Origin of the sequence: Oligosphaera ethanolica, from assembly GCF_030814695.1 — a bacterium.
GTDB lineage: Bacteria > Verrucomicrobiota > Lentisphaeria > Oligosphaerales > Oligosphaeraceae > Oligosphaera > Oligosphaera ethanolica.
Genome location: NZ_JAUSVL010000001.1, coordinates 3,594,176 through 3,608,357, shown reverse-complemented (window position 1 = coordinate 3,608,357; position 14,182 = coordinate 3,594,176). Strand labels below are relative to the sequence as shown.

At 59.0% G+C, this 14,182-nt stretch carries 12 protein-coding genes; 4 read left to right on the top strand and 8 right to left on the bottom strand.

Translation table 11 applies throughout. The features are described 5' to 3' along the window. The first annotated feature begins 70 nt into the window (after positions 1-70). The 4 genes from J3R75_RS12470 to J3R75_RS12455 all read left to right on the top strand — a co-directional run bounded on the left by J3R75_RS12470 (position 71) and on the right by J3R75_RS12455 (position 4,582). A complete protein-coding gene (locus J3R75_RS12470) occupies positions 71-1,942 on the top strand; it encodes an LTA synthase family protein (protein WP_307261999.1) in 1,872 nt (623 codons plus the stop codon). Further along, positions 1,939-2,961 (top strand): metallophosphoesterase family protein, encoded by a 1,023-nt coding sequence (locus J3R75_RS12465; protein WP_307261997.1) that lies wholly within the window; start codon positions 1,939-1,941, stop codon positions 2,959-2,961. Before J3R75_RS12470 ends, J3R75_RS12465 begins: the two co-directional genes overlap by 4 nt. Before the next feature lie 252 nt (positions 2,962-3,213). Then, a complete protein-coding gene (locus tag J3R75_RS12460) occupies positions 3,214-3,789 on the top strand; it encodes a hypothetical protein (protein ID WP_307261993.1) in 576 nt (191 codons plus the stop codon). Positions 3,790-3,820: 31 nt separating this feature from the next. Beyond that, entirely contained in the window at positions 3,821-4,582 is a 762-nt protein-coding gene (locus tag J3R75_RS12455; RefSeq protein WP_307261991.1) for a phosphatase PAP2 family protein, read from the top strand. 33 nt (positions 4,583-4,615) lie between these two features. Here the strand turns inward: J3R75_RS12455 and J3R75_RS12450 are convergent, their stop codons facing one another. From J3R75_RS12450 to J3R75_RS12415, 8 genes are all read right to left on the bottom strand, one after another. Further along, entirely contained in the window at positions 4,616-6,286 is a 1,671-nt protein-coding gene (locus J3R75_RS12450) for a sensor histidine kinase (RefSeq protein ID WP_307261989.1), read from the bottom strand. Further along, positions 6,273-6,941, bottom strand: a complete 669-nt coding sequence (locus J3R75_RS12445) for a response regulator transcription factor (RefSeq protein ID WP_370882399.1) — start codon at positions 6,939-6,941, stop codon at positions 6,273-6,275. Before J3R75_RS12445 ends, J3R75_RS12450 begins: the two co-directional genes overlap by 14 nt. Before the next feature lie 289 nt (positions 6,942-7,230). Further along, positions 7,231-8,004, bottom strand: a complete 774-nt coding sequence (locus tag J3R75_RS12440; RefSeq protein ID WP_307261985.1) for an alpha/beta hydrolase — start codon at positions 8,002-8,004, stop codon at positions 7,231-7,233. Positions 8,005-8,403: 399 nt separating this feature from the next. Beyond that, positions 8,404-9,177, bottom strand: coding sequence for an alpha/beta hydrolase (locus J3R75_RS12435; RefSeq protein ID WP_307261984.1), 774 nt, complete (start codon positions 9,175-9,177; stop codon positions 8,404-8,406). A 74-nt stretch (positions 9,178-9,251) separates the two neighbouring features. Beyond that, positions 9,252-11,414, bottom strand: a complete 2,163-nt coding sequence (locus tag J3R75_RS12430) for a type IV pilus twitching motility protein PilT (protein ID WP_307265530.1) — start codon at positions 11,412-11,414, stop codon at positions 9,252-9,254. A gap of 201 nt (positions 11,415-11,615) precedes the next feature. Continuing rightward, positions 11,616-12,428, bottom strand: a complete 813-nt coding sequence (locus J3R75_RS12425) for a hypothetical protein (protein WP_307261983.1) — start codon at positions 12,426-12,428, stop codon at positions 11,616-11,618. 425 nt (positions 12,429-12,853) lie between these two features. Beyond that, positions 12,854-13,492, bottom strand: coding sequence for a hypothetical protein (locus tag J3R75_RS12420; protein WP_307261980.1), 639 nt, complete (start codon positions 13,490-13,492; stop codon positions 12,854-12,856). Then, positions 13,476-14,093: an RNA polymerase sigma factor gene (locus tag J3R75_RS12415; RefSeq protein WP_307261979.1), complete on the bottom strand. Its 618-nt coding sequence runs from the start codon at positions 14,091-14,093 to the stop codon at positions 13,476-13,478. The genes J3R75_RS12420 and J3R75_RS12415 overlap by 17 nt, the downstream gene beginning before the upstream one ends. Positions 14,094-14,182 lie beyond the last annotated feature (89 nt).

Sequence of the window (14,182 nt, the reverse complement as noted above, 5' to 3'; positions counted from 1 at the left end):
CGTCTCCAGTCTGTTTTTTTTCACCGTAACCCGCCTGGTGTTAATGGCTATGGCAAGAGGCGAAGCCAACATGACCGGATTGGGCTGGGCCGAAATCTTGTTTCCCGGGCTGATTAACGACCTGGTAGTGTCCGTGTACGTCACCTTGCCCCTGACGCTCTGGCTGGCTGGCATTCCACAACGTCTGTTTGCACGCCCCGGACACCGCCGGGCAATGTCCGGAATCATTCTCCTTGCACTGGCGGCGCAACTCTTTCTCCTGCTGGCTGAATGTGTCTTCTGGGGCGAATTCGCCGCCCGCTTCAATTTCATTGCCATTGATTACCTGATCTACACCACGGAAGTCCTGACCAATATCTGGGAATCATACCCCATCCTCTGGCTTTTGACCGCGGTTATTTCCGCCGCCGCCTTGCTGACCTGGGGATTTCAGCGTGGCGGCTTGCTGATGCCTTGGCAGAATTCGTCAACAAGCTCGCACGCGCGCTGGTCGGCCGCCGCCGTTCACCTCGCTGCAGTCGTCATCCTTGCGTTCACCTTCACCAATCAAACCGCCATTTTCCAAAACGGCAACGCCTGCAATGCGGAACTGGCCGGTAACGGTATCCACTCTCTGTTTGCAGCCTACCATCAGAACCAATTGGACTATAATCAATTCTACCGCAAAATACCCTTGGCGGAAATCGGCCCGCGCCTGCGCCACTGCCTGACCGAGCCAAATGCCGCCTTCATCAGCGACGAACCGCTGGATATCCGGCGCCATATCGCCAACCCCGGACCGGAAAAACGGTGGAATGTCGTGGTCATTGTCGAAGAAAGCCTCAGCGCCAGTTTCACCGGCTGCCTGGGTGGAAAAGCTCTCACCCCCAACGTCGACCGCCTCGCCGACCAGGGATTGCTCTTGACCCGTTGCTTCGCCACCGGCACCAGAACCGTGCGCGGCCTTGAAGCCATCACTCTCTCCATTCCCCCCACACCCGGGCAGTCTATGCTCAGGCGGCCGGACAATGGCGACTTGTTTTCCCTCGGCAGGCTCTTCCGCGAACGGGGCTATACCACCACTTTCGTCTATGGCGGCTACGGGCGCTTCGACGACATGAACGCATTCTACTCAGCCAATGGCTACGACATTCTGGACCGGTCCTCGCCAAACGCCACGCCGCAAACGTTCGCCACCGCCTGGGGTGTTTGTGACGGCGACATGTTCCAGTGGGCGCTCCGCGCCGCAGACGCCGACCATGCCGCCGGCAGGCCCTTTCATCAGCTGATCATGACCACGTCAAACCATCGACCATACACTTTCCCGGAAGGGGCAATTGACTCTCCCCAAAAACGCCGTTCTTCCGCTGTCCGTTACAGCGATCACGCCCTGGGAGCTTATATCGACGACGCAGCTACCAGGGACTGGTTTGCCAATACCTTGTTTGTGATTGTCGCCGACCACTGCCACAGCACCGCCGGACGGCAAAAACTGCCCTTGGACAAATACCACATCCCGCTACTCTTTTACGCCCCGGGGCGGGTCCCCCCCCGGAGCGTAGACACCGTCTGCAGTCAGATCGACGTGGCACCCACCATCTTCAGCCTGCTGGGATGGTCCTACGAAAGCCAGTTCTTCGGCCTCGACGTGCTCAATCTGCCCAAGGGAGAAGGCCGGGCGCCGTTGGGCACTTTCCAGACCCTCGCTCTTCTTGAGCAGAAAACAGGCAACCTGACTCTTCTTGAGCCGGTCCGTCGGCTCGCATGTGAAACATGGGCCTTGACAACGCCATTTACACAGATGGCAGCCAAAACCAAAACCAATCCGGCCAATTGTATTGCCCTCTACCAAAGCGCGTCCCTGCGACATCAGCTTGGCCTTGACCGGCTTAGCCCTGACGTGCATCCCCGGATGCCTGCACCAGTGACTGCGTTACACCTGCAACCGAAGGAAAACCTATGACCAAATCTGAAACCAAGATCGCAGGCCGCGACGCAAAACCACGGCTGCCGCGCCGCATGGCGGCCGTGGCGCTGCTGATCGCGGGGACCGGCTTATGCCTGGCCTGCTACATCGCCGGCATCGTGTTCTCGACTAATCTGCCGCCCTTTCTCCCCCCTGCCGGCCGCGAGTTGCAGCCAGCAACAACCAGTTTCCGCCTGGCTGCTTTCGGTGACTTTGGCGCCAGAGTCGACTCAATGGAAGCGGTCGTTCGCGCCATCGGCAACAATGCGGATTTTGCGATTTGCACCGGTGACCTGATGGAGTTTGCCCGAGAAACCGAATACGGTCATGTGGTGGCGGAGTTGCACGAAGAAATAAAGTGTCCCTTCTGGGCCATTCCCGGAAACCATGATCTCGGGCCGCTCAATTCTCTGGAAAGCTGGCGCCGGTTCTTCGGACAGGACTACTATTACTGGAGTTATGGCGATAGCCTGTTCATCGCCTTGAACACCGCCACAGGAAAACTGCCGGCAGAACAACGCGTATTCCTCAGGCAGACCCTCGCCAGTCAACGAGAACGTTATCGGCGCTGCGTCATCCTCTGCCATATCCCGCCAGTAGACCTGCGACCCAAAGCCTCGCATTGCCTGCCGGCTGAGGACGCAGACGCTTTTCGGGATATTATCGCCGGATATCAGATCGATCTGATCGTCTCTGGTCACATCCACCAATATATGGAAGGCACCTTCGCCGGCGTCCGGCTGGTCCATCTGCCCTCCAGCGGCCAGGTCATCCGCGACCCCGACAACCGCATGTTCGGCTACGCGATGCTCGACTTCACAGCGGATGGGGGCATCATCGTCAAACAAATTGACGTCACCGCCGATACTGGACGAGAACGAATGGAATTTTTTGCCAGTACGGTGCTGGGCGCGAAACCGCCCATCTTTGGTGCCGGTCTCGCTCTGATTGTCATCGGCAGCACGCTGTTATACCGGCATGACTCTGCCACTGCCCGAATTCCTCGCCCGGCTTGATCCGACGCGTCATGTTTTTTTTCTGAACCAACCGAATCGCCAACCCAGCCGATAAAACTTCATCTCGCTAAGGGACGGACGTCCTTGCAACTGCTGGCCTTTCCTTGATAGTGAATATCTCGTCGCCACGTTTGATCTTGCACAAATGATACTGCCGAAAGGAGGTTGCGGATACACGCACAAAGAGCAGCAACTATATACCGGCAAAGTCGTTAGCATCCTCCCCATCCGCGCCCAAAACAAGGACAAATCATGAGAACACAAATGCATCACCAGTGGAAACAAACGTTCCTTGCGGCCGCAATCATCTTGGCCATGACGGCGGCCCTCCCAACCCGGGCGGTAGACACCGCCAGCACACTGCCTGATCAAGCCATCGCCGTGATCAACACCAGATATCCAGGTTGCGCCATCCGAGACGTGAAAGTGGAACGCGAACACAACCTCCGCATCTTCGAAGTGACAGTCGCTCTGACCGGCCGCGTCATCGAAGCCGAAATCACCGGCGATGGCAACATCGTCGAAACCGAGGAAACCATTGCCGTAGAAGCTGTTCCAACGACACTCAAGGCCGTAATAACCAGGCTCTCCGCTCGCGGACAGCAAGTAGTGAAAATAGAAAAGCACGAAATTCTGTCGGTCCCGAGCCTGGGCGCTTTCCGACCGCTGGCAAAGCCGGTCCTTTTCTTCGATCTCAAAACCCGCGATGGCAATGGCATAAAGCGCTCAGTCATCATCGAACAGAATGACACCCAATGCATCCCCAAAGGCCGGGCAGCCGATGACGACGACGACGATGACGACGAAGGCGATGACGACGATGATTAATTCAGTCCACGATAAAGGTGAAGGATGCGCCATGCAAACGCAGGAAAAGTCATCTGCGGCGGCTGACTTGGCCATTGGCGAGATTTTGCCGCGGCGGACGCCACGGCATGGCGCGCTCTTCCACAGTACCATCCTCCCCCTCGGACTCCTGCTGCTAGTCCTGGCCGCTGGGGAATACATTCCTTTTGATCTGTGGGTACAGGATCACCTGTATGCCTGGGACTCACACAATTGGCTGATTGTATTCGACAAGCACAGCGCCTTGGGGCTGACGTTCTACGTGATTCCCAAAATCCTGCTGGGATTTTTTGCCGCTTCGCTGCTGCTGCTGACCATCCGCCAAAAATGGGGCCGCTTCACCTGCCCATGGAGCCGGCTCCGCCTCGTCTATGTATTGCTATGCCTGGCTCTGATTCCTTCCGTAGTGGCCGTCCTCAAAGCACACACCGGCGTGGCTTACCCACGCAAAATTGACCGCTATGGCGGTGGCAATATTCCCTATCGCACCCTCTGGCAGTCCATTCCACACCATGCAGGGGAAAAGCGCTATAAAGGCTGGCCCGCCGGCCATGCCTCCGGCGGCTATGCCCTGTTCGGCCTGACCTTTGCCGCCTTGAGCCAGTCAGGGCGAAAACGCGGCCTGATGATTGCCTTGACCGCCGGCTCTCTGATGGGCACGTACCAAATGCTTGCCGGCAACCATTATCTGTCACATACCATCGTCACCCTGTTGCTCGCCTGGCTGGTCGCAGGAATGCTGGCCAGCGCTTGCCGCCTCGAAGACAACCGATAAGAGCGCCGCGAAGCTCGGCCATACACGACGCCGTTAGCACGACGACGGTCCTTCGTATGGGAACCGATTTTGACTAGCCGACGGCGTAACGACGGGAAAAACCACCCGAAAAGTGCTTCCGCCCCCCGGGGTGCTCTCCACCTCAATAGTGCCCTCACTGGCGACGACAATGGCCTTGACCAGACTCAGGCCAAGGCCGTTGCCAGAGGTCGATCGGCTGCTGTCACCACGGTAGAAACGCTTGAAAATCATGTCCCGATCCTGCGACTTGATGCCGCATCCGGTATCGGACACCACTAGTGACAGCCTCCCGCCCTCTTCGGTAATACGGATGTCCACCCGGCCGCCAGACGGGGTGAATTTGATGGCGTTGTCCACCAGATTGCCGAGCAGCCGCTGCATGGCCGTCCGGTTGGCCCGCATAAGACGTCCTTGGTGATCGGGCGTGAAGTGCAAGGTGATGCCTTGGGCTTCCGCCGTGGGCTGAAAAATATCCACCGTCTGTTGTGCAACGTCCCCCAGATCCAATTCTTCGAGACTGGCGGGCAAAATGCCCGCCTCAGCCTGGGAAATGATCAACGTGGTGTTGATGATGCTCAGTAAATGGTCACAACCATCAAGCACCTGAATGGGCAACGCGCTGCAGTCGCCGCTGGTCAAGGCCAGCTCGGCCCTGCCCCGCAAGGCCGTCAAGGGCGTCCGCAGATCATGCGCAATGTCGTCCGAAACGGTCTTGATATCCCGCAGCAGTTTCTCGGTTTTGTCAACCATGTCATTGAAGACAACCGCCAACTCGTTGATCTCCCGGCCTTCCCCACCCATGTTCACCCTCTGGCCAAAGTCGCCGGCCGCTATGTGCGCCGCAGCCTTTTTGACCCGGTTGAGTCCATCGACAAACATGGCGGCCAACAACCAACTGCCCACAAGGCTAACCAACAGCATGAAAGCCATGACGATGCCTAAAATACTGGCCAGATAAGCCAGATTCCGTTCCGCTTCCGCCAAACTGCCGGCAATCACCAAAACATTGCCGTCATAAAGACGCTTGTAGAGAGCCATGACCGCGTGATTTCCTCGGCGATATCGCATCAGCCAAGTTTTTCTGGTCTGGACACGAACCGCCTCGGCCAGATAACCCAGCTCTTCAGGTTGCTGCCTGGAATGGGCCAAGATCCGCCCGTCGGCTGACACTAGCAGAAAAACAACCCGCTGCGCGTCCTCGCCATAGGACTCCTCATTGAATTCCTCATTCATTCCGGCGATCCGGTCCGACAAACTCGCTGTAAGCACGCGTTCCTTGATGCGACTGGGAGTGATCATGAACTCGTAAAGCTGCCCGCTGGCCTCGGTAACGACCGTCAAGGCTTGTTCTCCTGATTCAGTCAGACTCTGGCAGGCGAAAACGACGTTCGCTCCCGGACGATGCCGGCCGATGGCGGCAACCGCAAAATCCGGAATGTCTGCCGACTGGGCCTGGATGACCTCCGCCCCTGGTATCTCCTCGTCACCAGTCAGATATTCATACTCGAACTCATTGCTGAAGATGGTGAGCTTCTCTTCCATTTCGCCAAAAAAATAATCGCGCTGGAAAAAGTAGATGCCGGTGAAGCTGAGCAAAAATGCCACCAGGATCAGCGCGGCGTTAATGCCGCACATCTTCGCACGAACTGTCCCAAACCAGGCCGTTTTTCTATTCCAGAACATACCCGAATCCCCGAACTGTCTTGAGCAGCTTGCGTGCAAAATTCTTATCCAGCTTTTCCCGCAGACGACAGACCTGCGCCTCAACGACGTTGGTCTGGGGATCGAAACCGTACTCCCAGACATGCTCCAGAATCGTGGTCTTGGTCACTACCCGGCCCTTGTTTCTCAGCAGATATTCCAACAACTTGAATTCTAATGCGGTTAAATCCAATTTTTGCCCGGCACGGGTGACCCGGTGCCCGAACAGGTCTAGCTCTAGGTCTTCAAGGCATAGCACGGACGCTTCATTCTCACCCCCCACCCGCCGCAGCAAGGCATATATCCGCGCCAGCAATTCGGAAAACGAAAAGGGCTTGGACAAATAATCGTCCGCGCCGATTTCCAGCCCCTTGACCTTGCTTTCCACCGAATCCCGGGCGCTGAGCACGATGATGGGAGTCTTGATTTTCGCCCGCCGGACTTCCTCAATGACCGACAAGCCATCAAGCTTCGGCAGCATGATGTCGATAACCGCCACATCATACGTTTCCGTGCGGGCTTTGAACAAGCCGTCCACGCCATCCGCACTGAGGATCACCTGAAAACCCGCCTGCTGCAGCCCCTGAACAATAAAATCAGCACATTGGCTATTGTCTTCAAGTAAAAGTACCTTCATCGGCATTCACGCTCCCAATGTGCTCAATCACACCTATTTCCGATCACCGCCCCGTCAACGGGCTGTCCGCTCCTGGTACTCACTGCATACGAACTTGTTCTGTCCAGTGCAATCAACATTGCTGACGCTTCTCGCACGAGGACTCGCCTCCGGTTGGGGAAAATGTCACATTCCCGTCCGGCTCCCAAAAATTCGCGCCTTCGCGTAAGACATCAAACTATCCTGCCATAAGAAATTTGCGTTAATCTGCGCCATCTGCGGACAAAAAAACACCCGGTGGCGTCGCCGTTCAGCCCAAGAGAAATTTGAGCCCTGGCTGTATCCACCTGTCCCAGAATCCCCACTCGTGGCCGCCGGGTTCTTCGCGGTAATGCAGGTCGGGCCATTTGAGCGCCTGCAGGTGCTTGCTGAAACGGGCATTGCCCTGGCAGAACCGGTCTTCCGTGCCGCAGACCATCATGAGGCGCGGCGGCGCCGGCGCCTTCACGGCATTCTCGGCCAACGCGAAGAGATCATTGCCACCGGGAATGAGCTCGTCGGCGCCACCGAAAATCCTCTGCATCTCGTCTCTGACGGGAGTTTGCTCGAACCACATCCGCACATCGGCGACGGCCGACAGCGCAACCGCGCCGGCATAGCGGTCCGGCCGCCGCAGCGCCAGCTTCAAGGCACCATAACCACCCATGGACAGCCCGGCGGCATACGTGTCTTCGCGACGGCGGCTGACCGGAAACAGATTGGCGACGATCTCCGGCAGTTCTTCCGACAGCATGGTCCAGTAGCGATACCCCGTGACCATGTCGGTATAGTATCCGCGCTCGCCATCGGGCATGACCACAACCACGTCGTAGGCGGCCGCATAGCGCTCGATGGACGACTGCCGCATCCAGCTGCAGTAATCGCCCATCATCCCATGCAGCAGATACAGCACCGGATAGTCCTTGCGGCCGCTGCCCGCGCTGCTCATGCCGATCTGCGTCTTCGCCTGCTGTGGCACAATGACATTCATCGCCATCGCCCGACCCAGCACATCCGAATGAAAACGACATTCCATGAAAGCCATCGGTCTTGCTCTCCTCGCTGATGCCAACAGACCCACCAGACACAACTACCATGGGGCGGACACACAGGTCCGCCCCGACAAATCCGCGCTTGCCCACCGGCGTCTTTTTCGTCTTCTCCGCGCCTTCGCGTGAGACAAAAACGCCCATCTCCTCTTCGCGCCTTCGCGTGAGAAAAAAACGCCCACGGCAAGCCGTGGGCCACGGAACGACCACCCCGACGACACGTGAGGCAATAATAGCGCCTTAAAGCCGGCGGCGTGAATTGCCGCGCAGCGGCAAGACACGACGCCATTCTTCCTTGCCTTTGTCTTCTTCGCGCCTTCGCGCCTTCGCGTGAGAAATAATCTGTGTTAATCTGCGTAATCTGTGGATAAAAGAAATCTGTGGATAGAAAAAACTTACCCCATGAGGAATTTGAGTCCTTCTTTGATCCACTTGTCCCAGAAGCCCCACTCGTGGTTACCGGGTTCTTCGCGGTACTGCAGCTCGGGCCATTTGAGTGCCTGCAGGTGATCTCTGAGGCGGATATTCCCCTGGTAGAGCCGGTCTTCGGTGCCGCAGACCATCATGAGGCGCGGCGGCGCGGGCGCCGTCACCGCGTTGTCCGCCAGCGCGAAGAGATCATTGCCGCGCGGAATAAGCTCGTCGGCGCCGCCGAAAATCCACTGCACTTCGTCGCTCTGGCTGGCTTTTTCGACCCACTCGCGCACATCGGCGACGGCCGACAGCGCGACGGCGGCGGCAAAGCGGTCTGGCCGCCGCAGCGCCAGCTTCAGGGCGCCGTAGCCGCCCATGGACAGCCCGGCGGCAAACGTGTCTTCGCGTCGGCTGCTGACCGGAAACAGATTGGCGACGGTCCCCGGCAGCTCCTCCGACAGCATAGTCCAGTAGCGGTGCCCCGTGACCATGTCCGTGTAGAAACCGCGGTCGCCATTGGGCATGACGATGACCACCTCGTAGGCGGCCGCGTAGCGCTCAATGGACGTCCGCCGCGCCCAGATGCTATGATCATCGCTCAGGCCATGCAGCAGGTACAGCACTGGATAGTCCTTGCGGCCATTGCCCGCGCTGGTCATGCCGATCTGCGTCTTCGCCTTTTGTGGCACAATGACATTCATCGCCATCGCCCGCCCCAGCACATCCGAATGAAAACGACATTCCATGAAAGCCATCGGTCTTGCTCTCCTCGCTGATGCCTACATCCTTACGCGTTGAAAAAACAGCGGCCACCTTGCAGCGCGGCCATTCACATCTTAAGAAAGTCCTGCCCGGCGGGCTGCATGGCCAGAAGCGTCTCGCGGGTGATTTTCCCCGCCTCGAAGAGATTTTTGAGTGCCCGTTCCATGGTAATCATGCCATCGCGGGAGGCCGTTTCCATCAGCCCGAGCAGCTGGTGGGTCTTCTTGTCGCGGATCATCGCTCTGACCGCGATGGTTCCCAGCAGCACTTCGAAAGCGGCGATGCGTCCGCCGGCATCGCCCTTGCGGGGCAACAGCCGTTGCGAGATCACCGCCGCCAGGCACGACGCCAGCTGTGCCCGCACTTGGTCCTGCCGTTCGGAGGGAAAAACATCGACCACGCGATCAATGCTTTGGGTCACGTCGTTGGTATGCAGGGTCGCAAACACCAGATGCCCCGTTTCGGCGGCGGTGAGCACCGTGGCGATGGTTTCGGCGTCGCGCATTTCACCCACCAGAATGACATCGGGGTCCTGCCGCAAGACGTACTTGAGAGCATTGTTGAAACTGCGCGTGTCAGCGTGGATTTCCCGCTGCTCCACCAGCGCCAGGCGGTGGCTGTGAACAAATTCAATCGGATCCTCAACGGTGATGATATGGCAGGGCCGCGAGCGATTAATCAGGTCGATCAGCGACGCCAGCGTCGTCGATTTACCCGACCCCGTCGGCCCCGTCACCAACACCAGCCCCTGCATGCGCTTACTCAGATTGAGAATCGCCGCCGGCAGCCCCAGCACATCCGGCGAGGGTATTTCATTGGGAATCACCCGCATCGCCGCCGCCACGCTGCCCTTCTGGTAGAAGCCGTTGACGCGGAAACGGTATTCACGCTCGACGTCGCCGGCCTTCATCGCCACGCCCTTCACACTCAACGCAAAATCTACCTCGCGGTCATTTTCAAAATCCGCACGTTGTTCGTGGGTGAGGACGCTGAAAAGCAGCTTCTGCGTGTCGGCGGGCGTCAGCACCGGCATCTCGAAAGCGCGGAGCGTGCCGTCCAGGCGGATCACTGGCGAAGCGCCTGCCGTCAGAATCAAGTCCGAAGCGCCATAGCGGATGGTGTCGCGCAGGAGCTTCTTGATGCTCAGGCCGTGATCGGGGTCGCTGGAGTAGCTGCGCAGAGTGTCGATGCCCGTCTCCATGCCCTGGGTTAGCAGCATGAATTCATCGCGATGGCTGGCGGCGAGCGCGGCGACTTCCAGATCGACCAAGCCGGCCTGATAACGTTCCAGCAGAGAGTGATTGAAGTCGATCATACCCTCATTGCGGCCACTCTTAATCAGCTCGGGAATCGCGTCCAGCTCGCGCTTGGCGACCATGCGCCGCACCAGCGGCGTCGGCACCAGCACCTCAAAAGCCGGCACCCGCCCACTGCCGTCCTTGCGCGGCAACAGCCGCTGCGACACAATACCGCCGAGGACGTAGGACAGGTCCAACGCCATCTGGTCGCGAATGAGCTCCGGGAAGTAATTCAGCACCCGCTCCAGCGTCTGCGCCACGTCCATAGTATGCATGGTCGCCACCACTAGGTGGCCGGTCATCGCCGCCGATACCGCCGTCTGGATCGTCTCCTGGTCGCGCATCTCGCCGATGAAAATTACATCCGGATTCTGGCGGACGACGTGGCGCAACGCCGTCGCAAAATCCTTGGTGTCATTGCCGATCTCGCGCTGGGAAATGACCGCCAGCCGGTCCTCGTGCGAGAATTCAATGGGGTCCTCAATGGTCACCACATGCTTGCGCATGGTCGTATTGATATGATGCAGCATGCAGGCCATGGTCGTCGTCTTGCCGCTGCCCGTCGCCCCCGTCACCAGCACCAAACCACGCTGCGCCTCAACCAGCTTCAACACCACCGCCGGTATCATCAGCGCCCCAGCATCCAAGGCCCCCGACGGTATCCGCCGGATCGCAAAACTGCGCTTGCCGCGCTGATAGGACAGATTCAGGCGGAAACGACCGCCGTCACCCAAGGTCACCCCCAGATCAAGGTCCTTCTCCCGTGACAATCGCTCACGCAGCTCCGCAGATAAATGCCGCGCAAAAAAATCATCGACGTCCTGGTCGCTGAGCACGCCCGCCGCCGTCAGCTCGCTCACCGCCCCCGCGCAACGCGCACTCGGCAACCGCCCGACGCTCAGAAACAAATCAGACGCGTTCATGGCGTCCATGCGTAAACACAAGGCAGCGATATCCATAGTCATCCCGTTTCGCAATAATGAGTACACAGGCCACGCGGACCGAGCATCCGCAACGGCGCCAGCGCGACAGGCATTCACTCTACATGATGAACCGCACCCCCGCAATTCACCACCGGCTTGAGATCGTCACCGCAGCGGCACCATGGTGCCGAGCCCTGCCTGCGTCCCGGCTCACTGCAGCGGCCGATCCGCAGGAGCGCTCATGCGGCCGGCCTCGCGTTCTTCCGCCGGCAACTGCGGCCACTCTTCGCCAGTCAGAACCATAAAACGCTGTTCGAGTATCAGCTGGCGATTGGCGGCCCGCTCGGATACCAGCCGGCGCAAGTCCCGCACTTCGTTTTCCAAACGATTGATTTCGACCATCTGCCGCTGCTGGGCATTGTCAAAGCCCTCCTCCAACAGCTGCCGCAGCCGCATCTTTTCCTCCTGGAGACGCATGAGGCGCGCAGCCTCGGCACCAAGACTGCCGTCCTCGCCGGGCCGGCTCAAGTTCTGAATGGCGCGACTGACACTGCGGACCTTGCTTTCCTGCCGCTGCTGCCACAGCAGCCGCTCGTACTCATCCGGATCCTCGTCCTTCATCTTGACGATGCTCGCGTAATGCTCGGCTAACAACGCCAGGTAGGACTCCGCACTGTCGGGCTGCTGCGCGCAACGCCGCTCCCACTCCGCAAGCAAATCCGGCGCATTCTCACGATAAAATGACAGCAGCTCGGCAACAACCAACTCCGGACGCTTCCGCTGCACGGCCGCCACCGCGTCCTGCTGCACCAACTGCGCCGCCTTCGCCACCGCCGTGTCACCCACAGGTGCCACCGCCACCGGAGCCGGTGTCATGATCGGCGCAGCCGTCGCGTTACCCGCAACCGCCGGAGCCTGCGCGTCCACCGCTGCCGGCCCCGCCTGCGCGTCCGCCTGTGCGTCCACCAGCGCCAGCAGCGCTGCCGCTGCTACAAGCGCCCATCCTCGACATAATCTGATCATCCCCTGCATTGCCATCGGCCTTTCATATCGGTATTTCTCAAAAGCATCAGAGTCTAACGGAATAGGCAATTGTCATCGCTTCGCAGAGCACCCTACCATGTTGAGCGCCGTGGCCTTTTTTCCCAAGAAGCCCCAGAGGGGCGCGTTCATCGTAGCCCCGGCCGCAGGCCGGGGTAAAAAGGCGTAACGTTCAGTGCCCTGTAGGGGCACCTCAAAAAGGCACCGCAATACCTAATAGTTGTTTTATGAAATGCCCTTTCATGGCATATTTTTGATTGTCCCTCTTACCCCGGGCTGCGCCCGGGGCTACGTTAACGGCACCCTTCAGGGCGCGTGTCTCCGGCATACAAAACCTAAAACGCCCGGCATGCTCTGCGGCACGCCGGGCGTACATTGTGCGTTGTCGTCTTCACGCGCGGGCCGCATTATGGGAAGGCCCGCATATCCCGTTCGATCTGCGCCATGACCTTCGTGCGTTGCTGCGTAACAGCCTGCCGCGCCTGGCGGATCGCGCGGTCGATGCTCTGCCCCGGCAGCACCTCCGGCAGAGTTGCCGCGTCCTTGGGCGACGTCGCCGACAACAGCGCCATTTCAAGCTCGGACACACCCGCCGACAGCGGTACGAAGTAGTTGCCGCTATCGGCTGAGGCCATCAGGCTATTCTGGTCGCCAACAACGTCATCGGCGGCAAGCTGCTCGGCCGCGGCATCGTCCCGCGCCAAATCGGTCGCCCATTCACCGGGAATGACCTGCAACAGGGAAAACACCAGCACAGCCAACGCAGCAGCCTTCCAAGACAGCTGCCAGGTGGTCAGCCAAAAGCCCCGACGATCATCGCGCGGCTGGTGGTACTGCTGGCGAACGACATCGACCAGCATCGCCATGTCTTTGCGCGGCAAATGCATCCGCTCGTTCAGGGCCTGACGCCGCAGCGTCTCCAATACGTAAATCTCCGCGTGACAGTCAGGACATTCCCGGCTATGGTGCTTCCAGGCGGCTTCGGCAGGACTGCCTTCGCCACCGCGCATAGCTTTTTCTCTGAGAACATCACACTTGCGGCTCATAGTTTCTCCACTGCTGCCTCAGCACTTCAACGGCGCGATGCATCCGCCACAATGCTGTGCCCTGCGGAATATCCAAAATCACGGCAATGTCCTTGAAAGACACACCACCGTCAATGCGCAACTCAACGACTTCACGCAGATCATCCGGCAGGCGGTTGACCAGATCGCGAATCACCGCCGCATCGTTATGCCTGGTGAGGGTCTGCAGCGGATTCACTTCGTCCCGCGCTTCCGGCATCTCCGACTCGTCGCCCGTAATCTCAAACTTCCGCCGGCGGCGCTTGTCAATCGCCAGATTGCGCGTCACCCGGAAAAGCCAGGGGCCCAAATTGTCATAAATGAGCTTGGACGGCGGCCGCGCGATCAACTTCAGAAACACCTCCTGGCACACGTCCTTGGCCAGGTCAAGCGAACTCACATAGCGCGATGCGTAGGCAACCAGCCGCGTCTCGTAGCGCGCGAAGATTTCTTCGAAGGCCACCGTGTCGCCATCGCACATCCATTTGACCAGCTTCCAGTCGGTCGCCTCGCCATACTGGCTGCCGCGGGCCGACGCCTGCACTTCGTATATCGATAGGTTGGTCAGTTCTTTGCTGGACACGGCACTCTCCTTATGTTGTCACGCATAAAGGCGGTGATGTAATAGTCGTATAACGCCACCGGCGACGCTTTTATTTGCTCGTCGCCCGG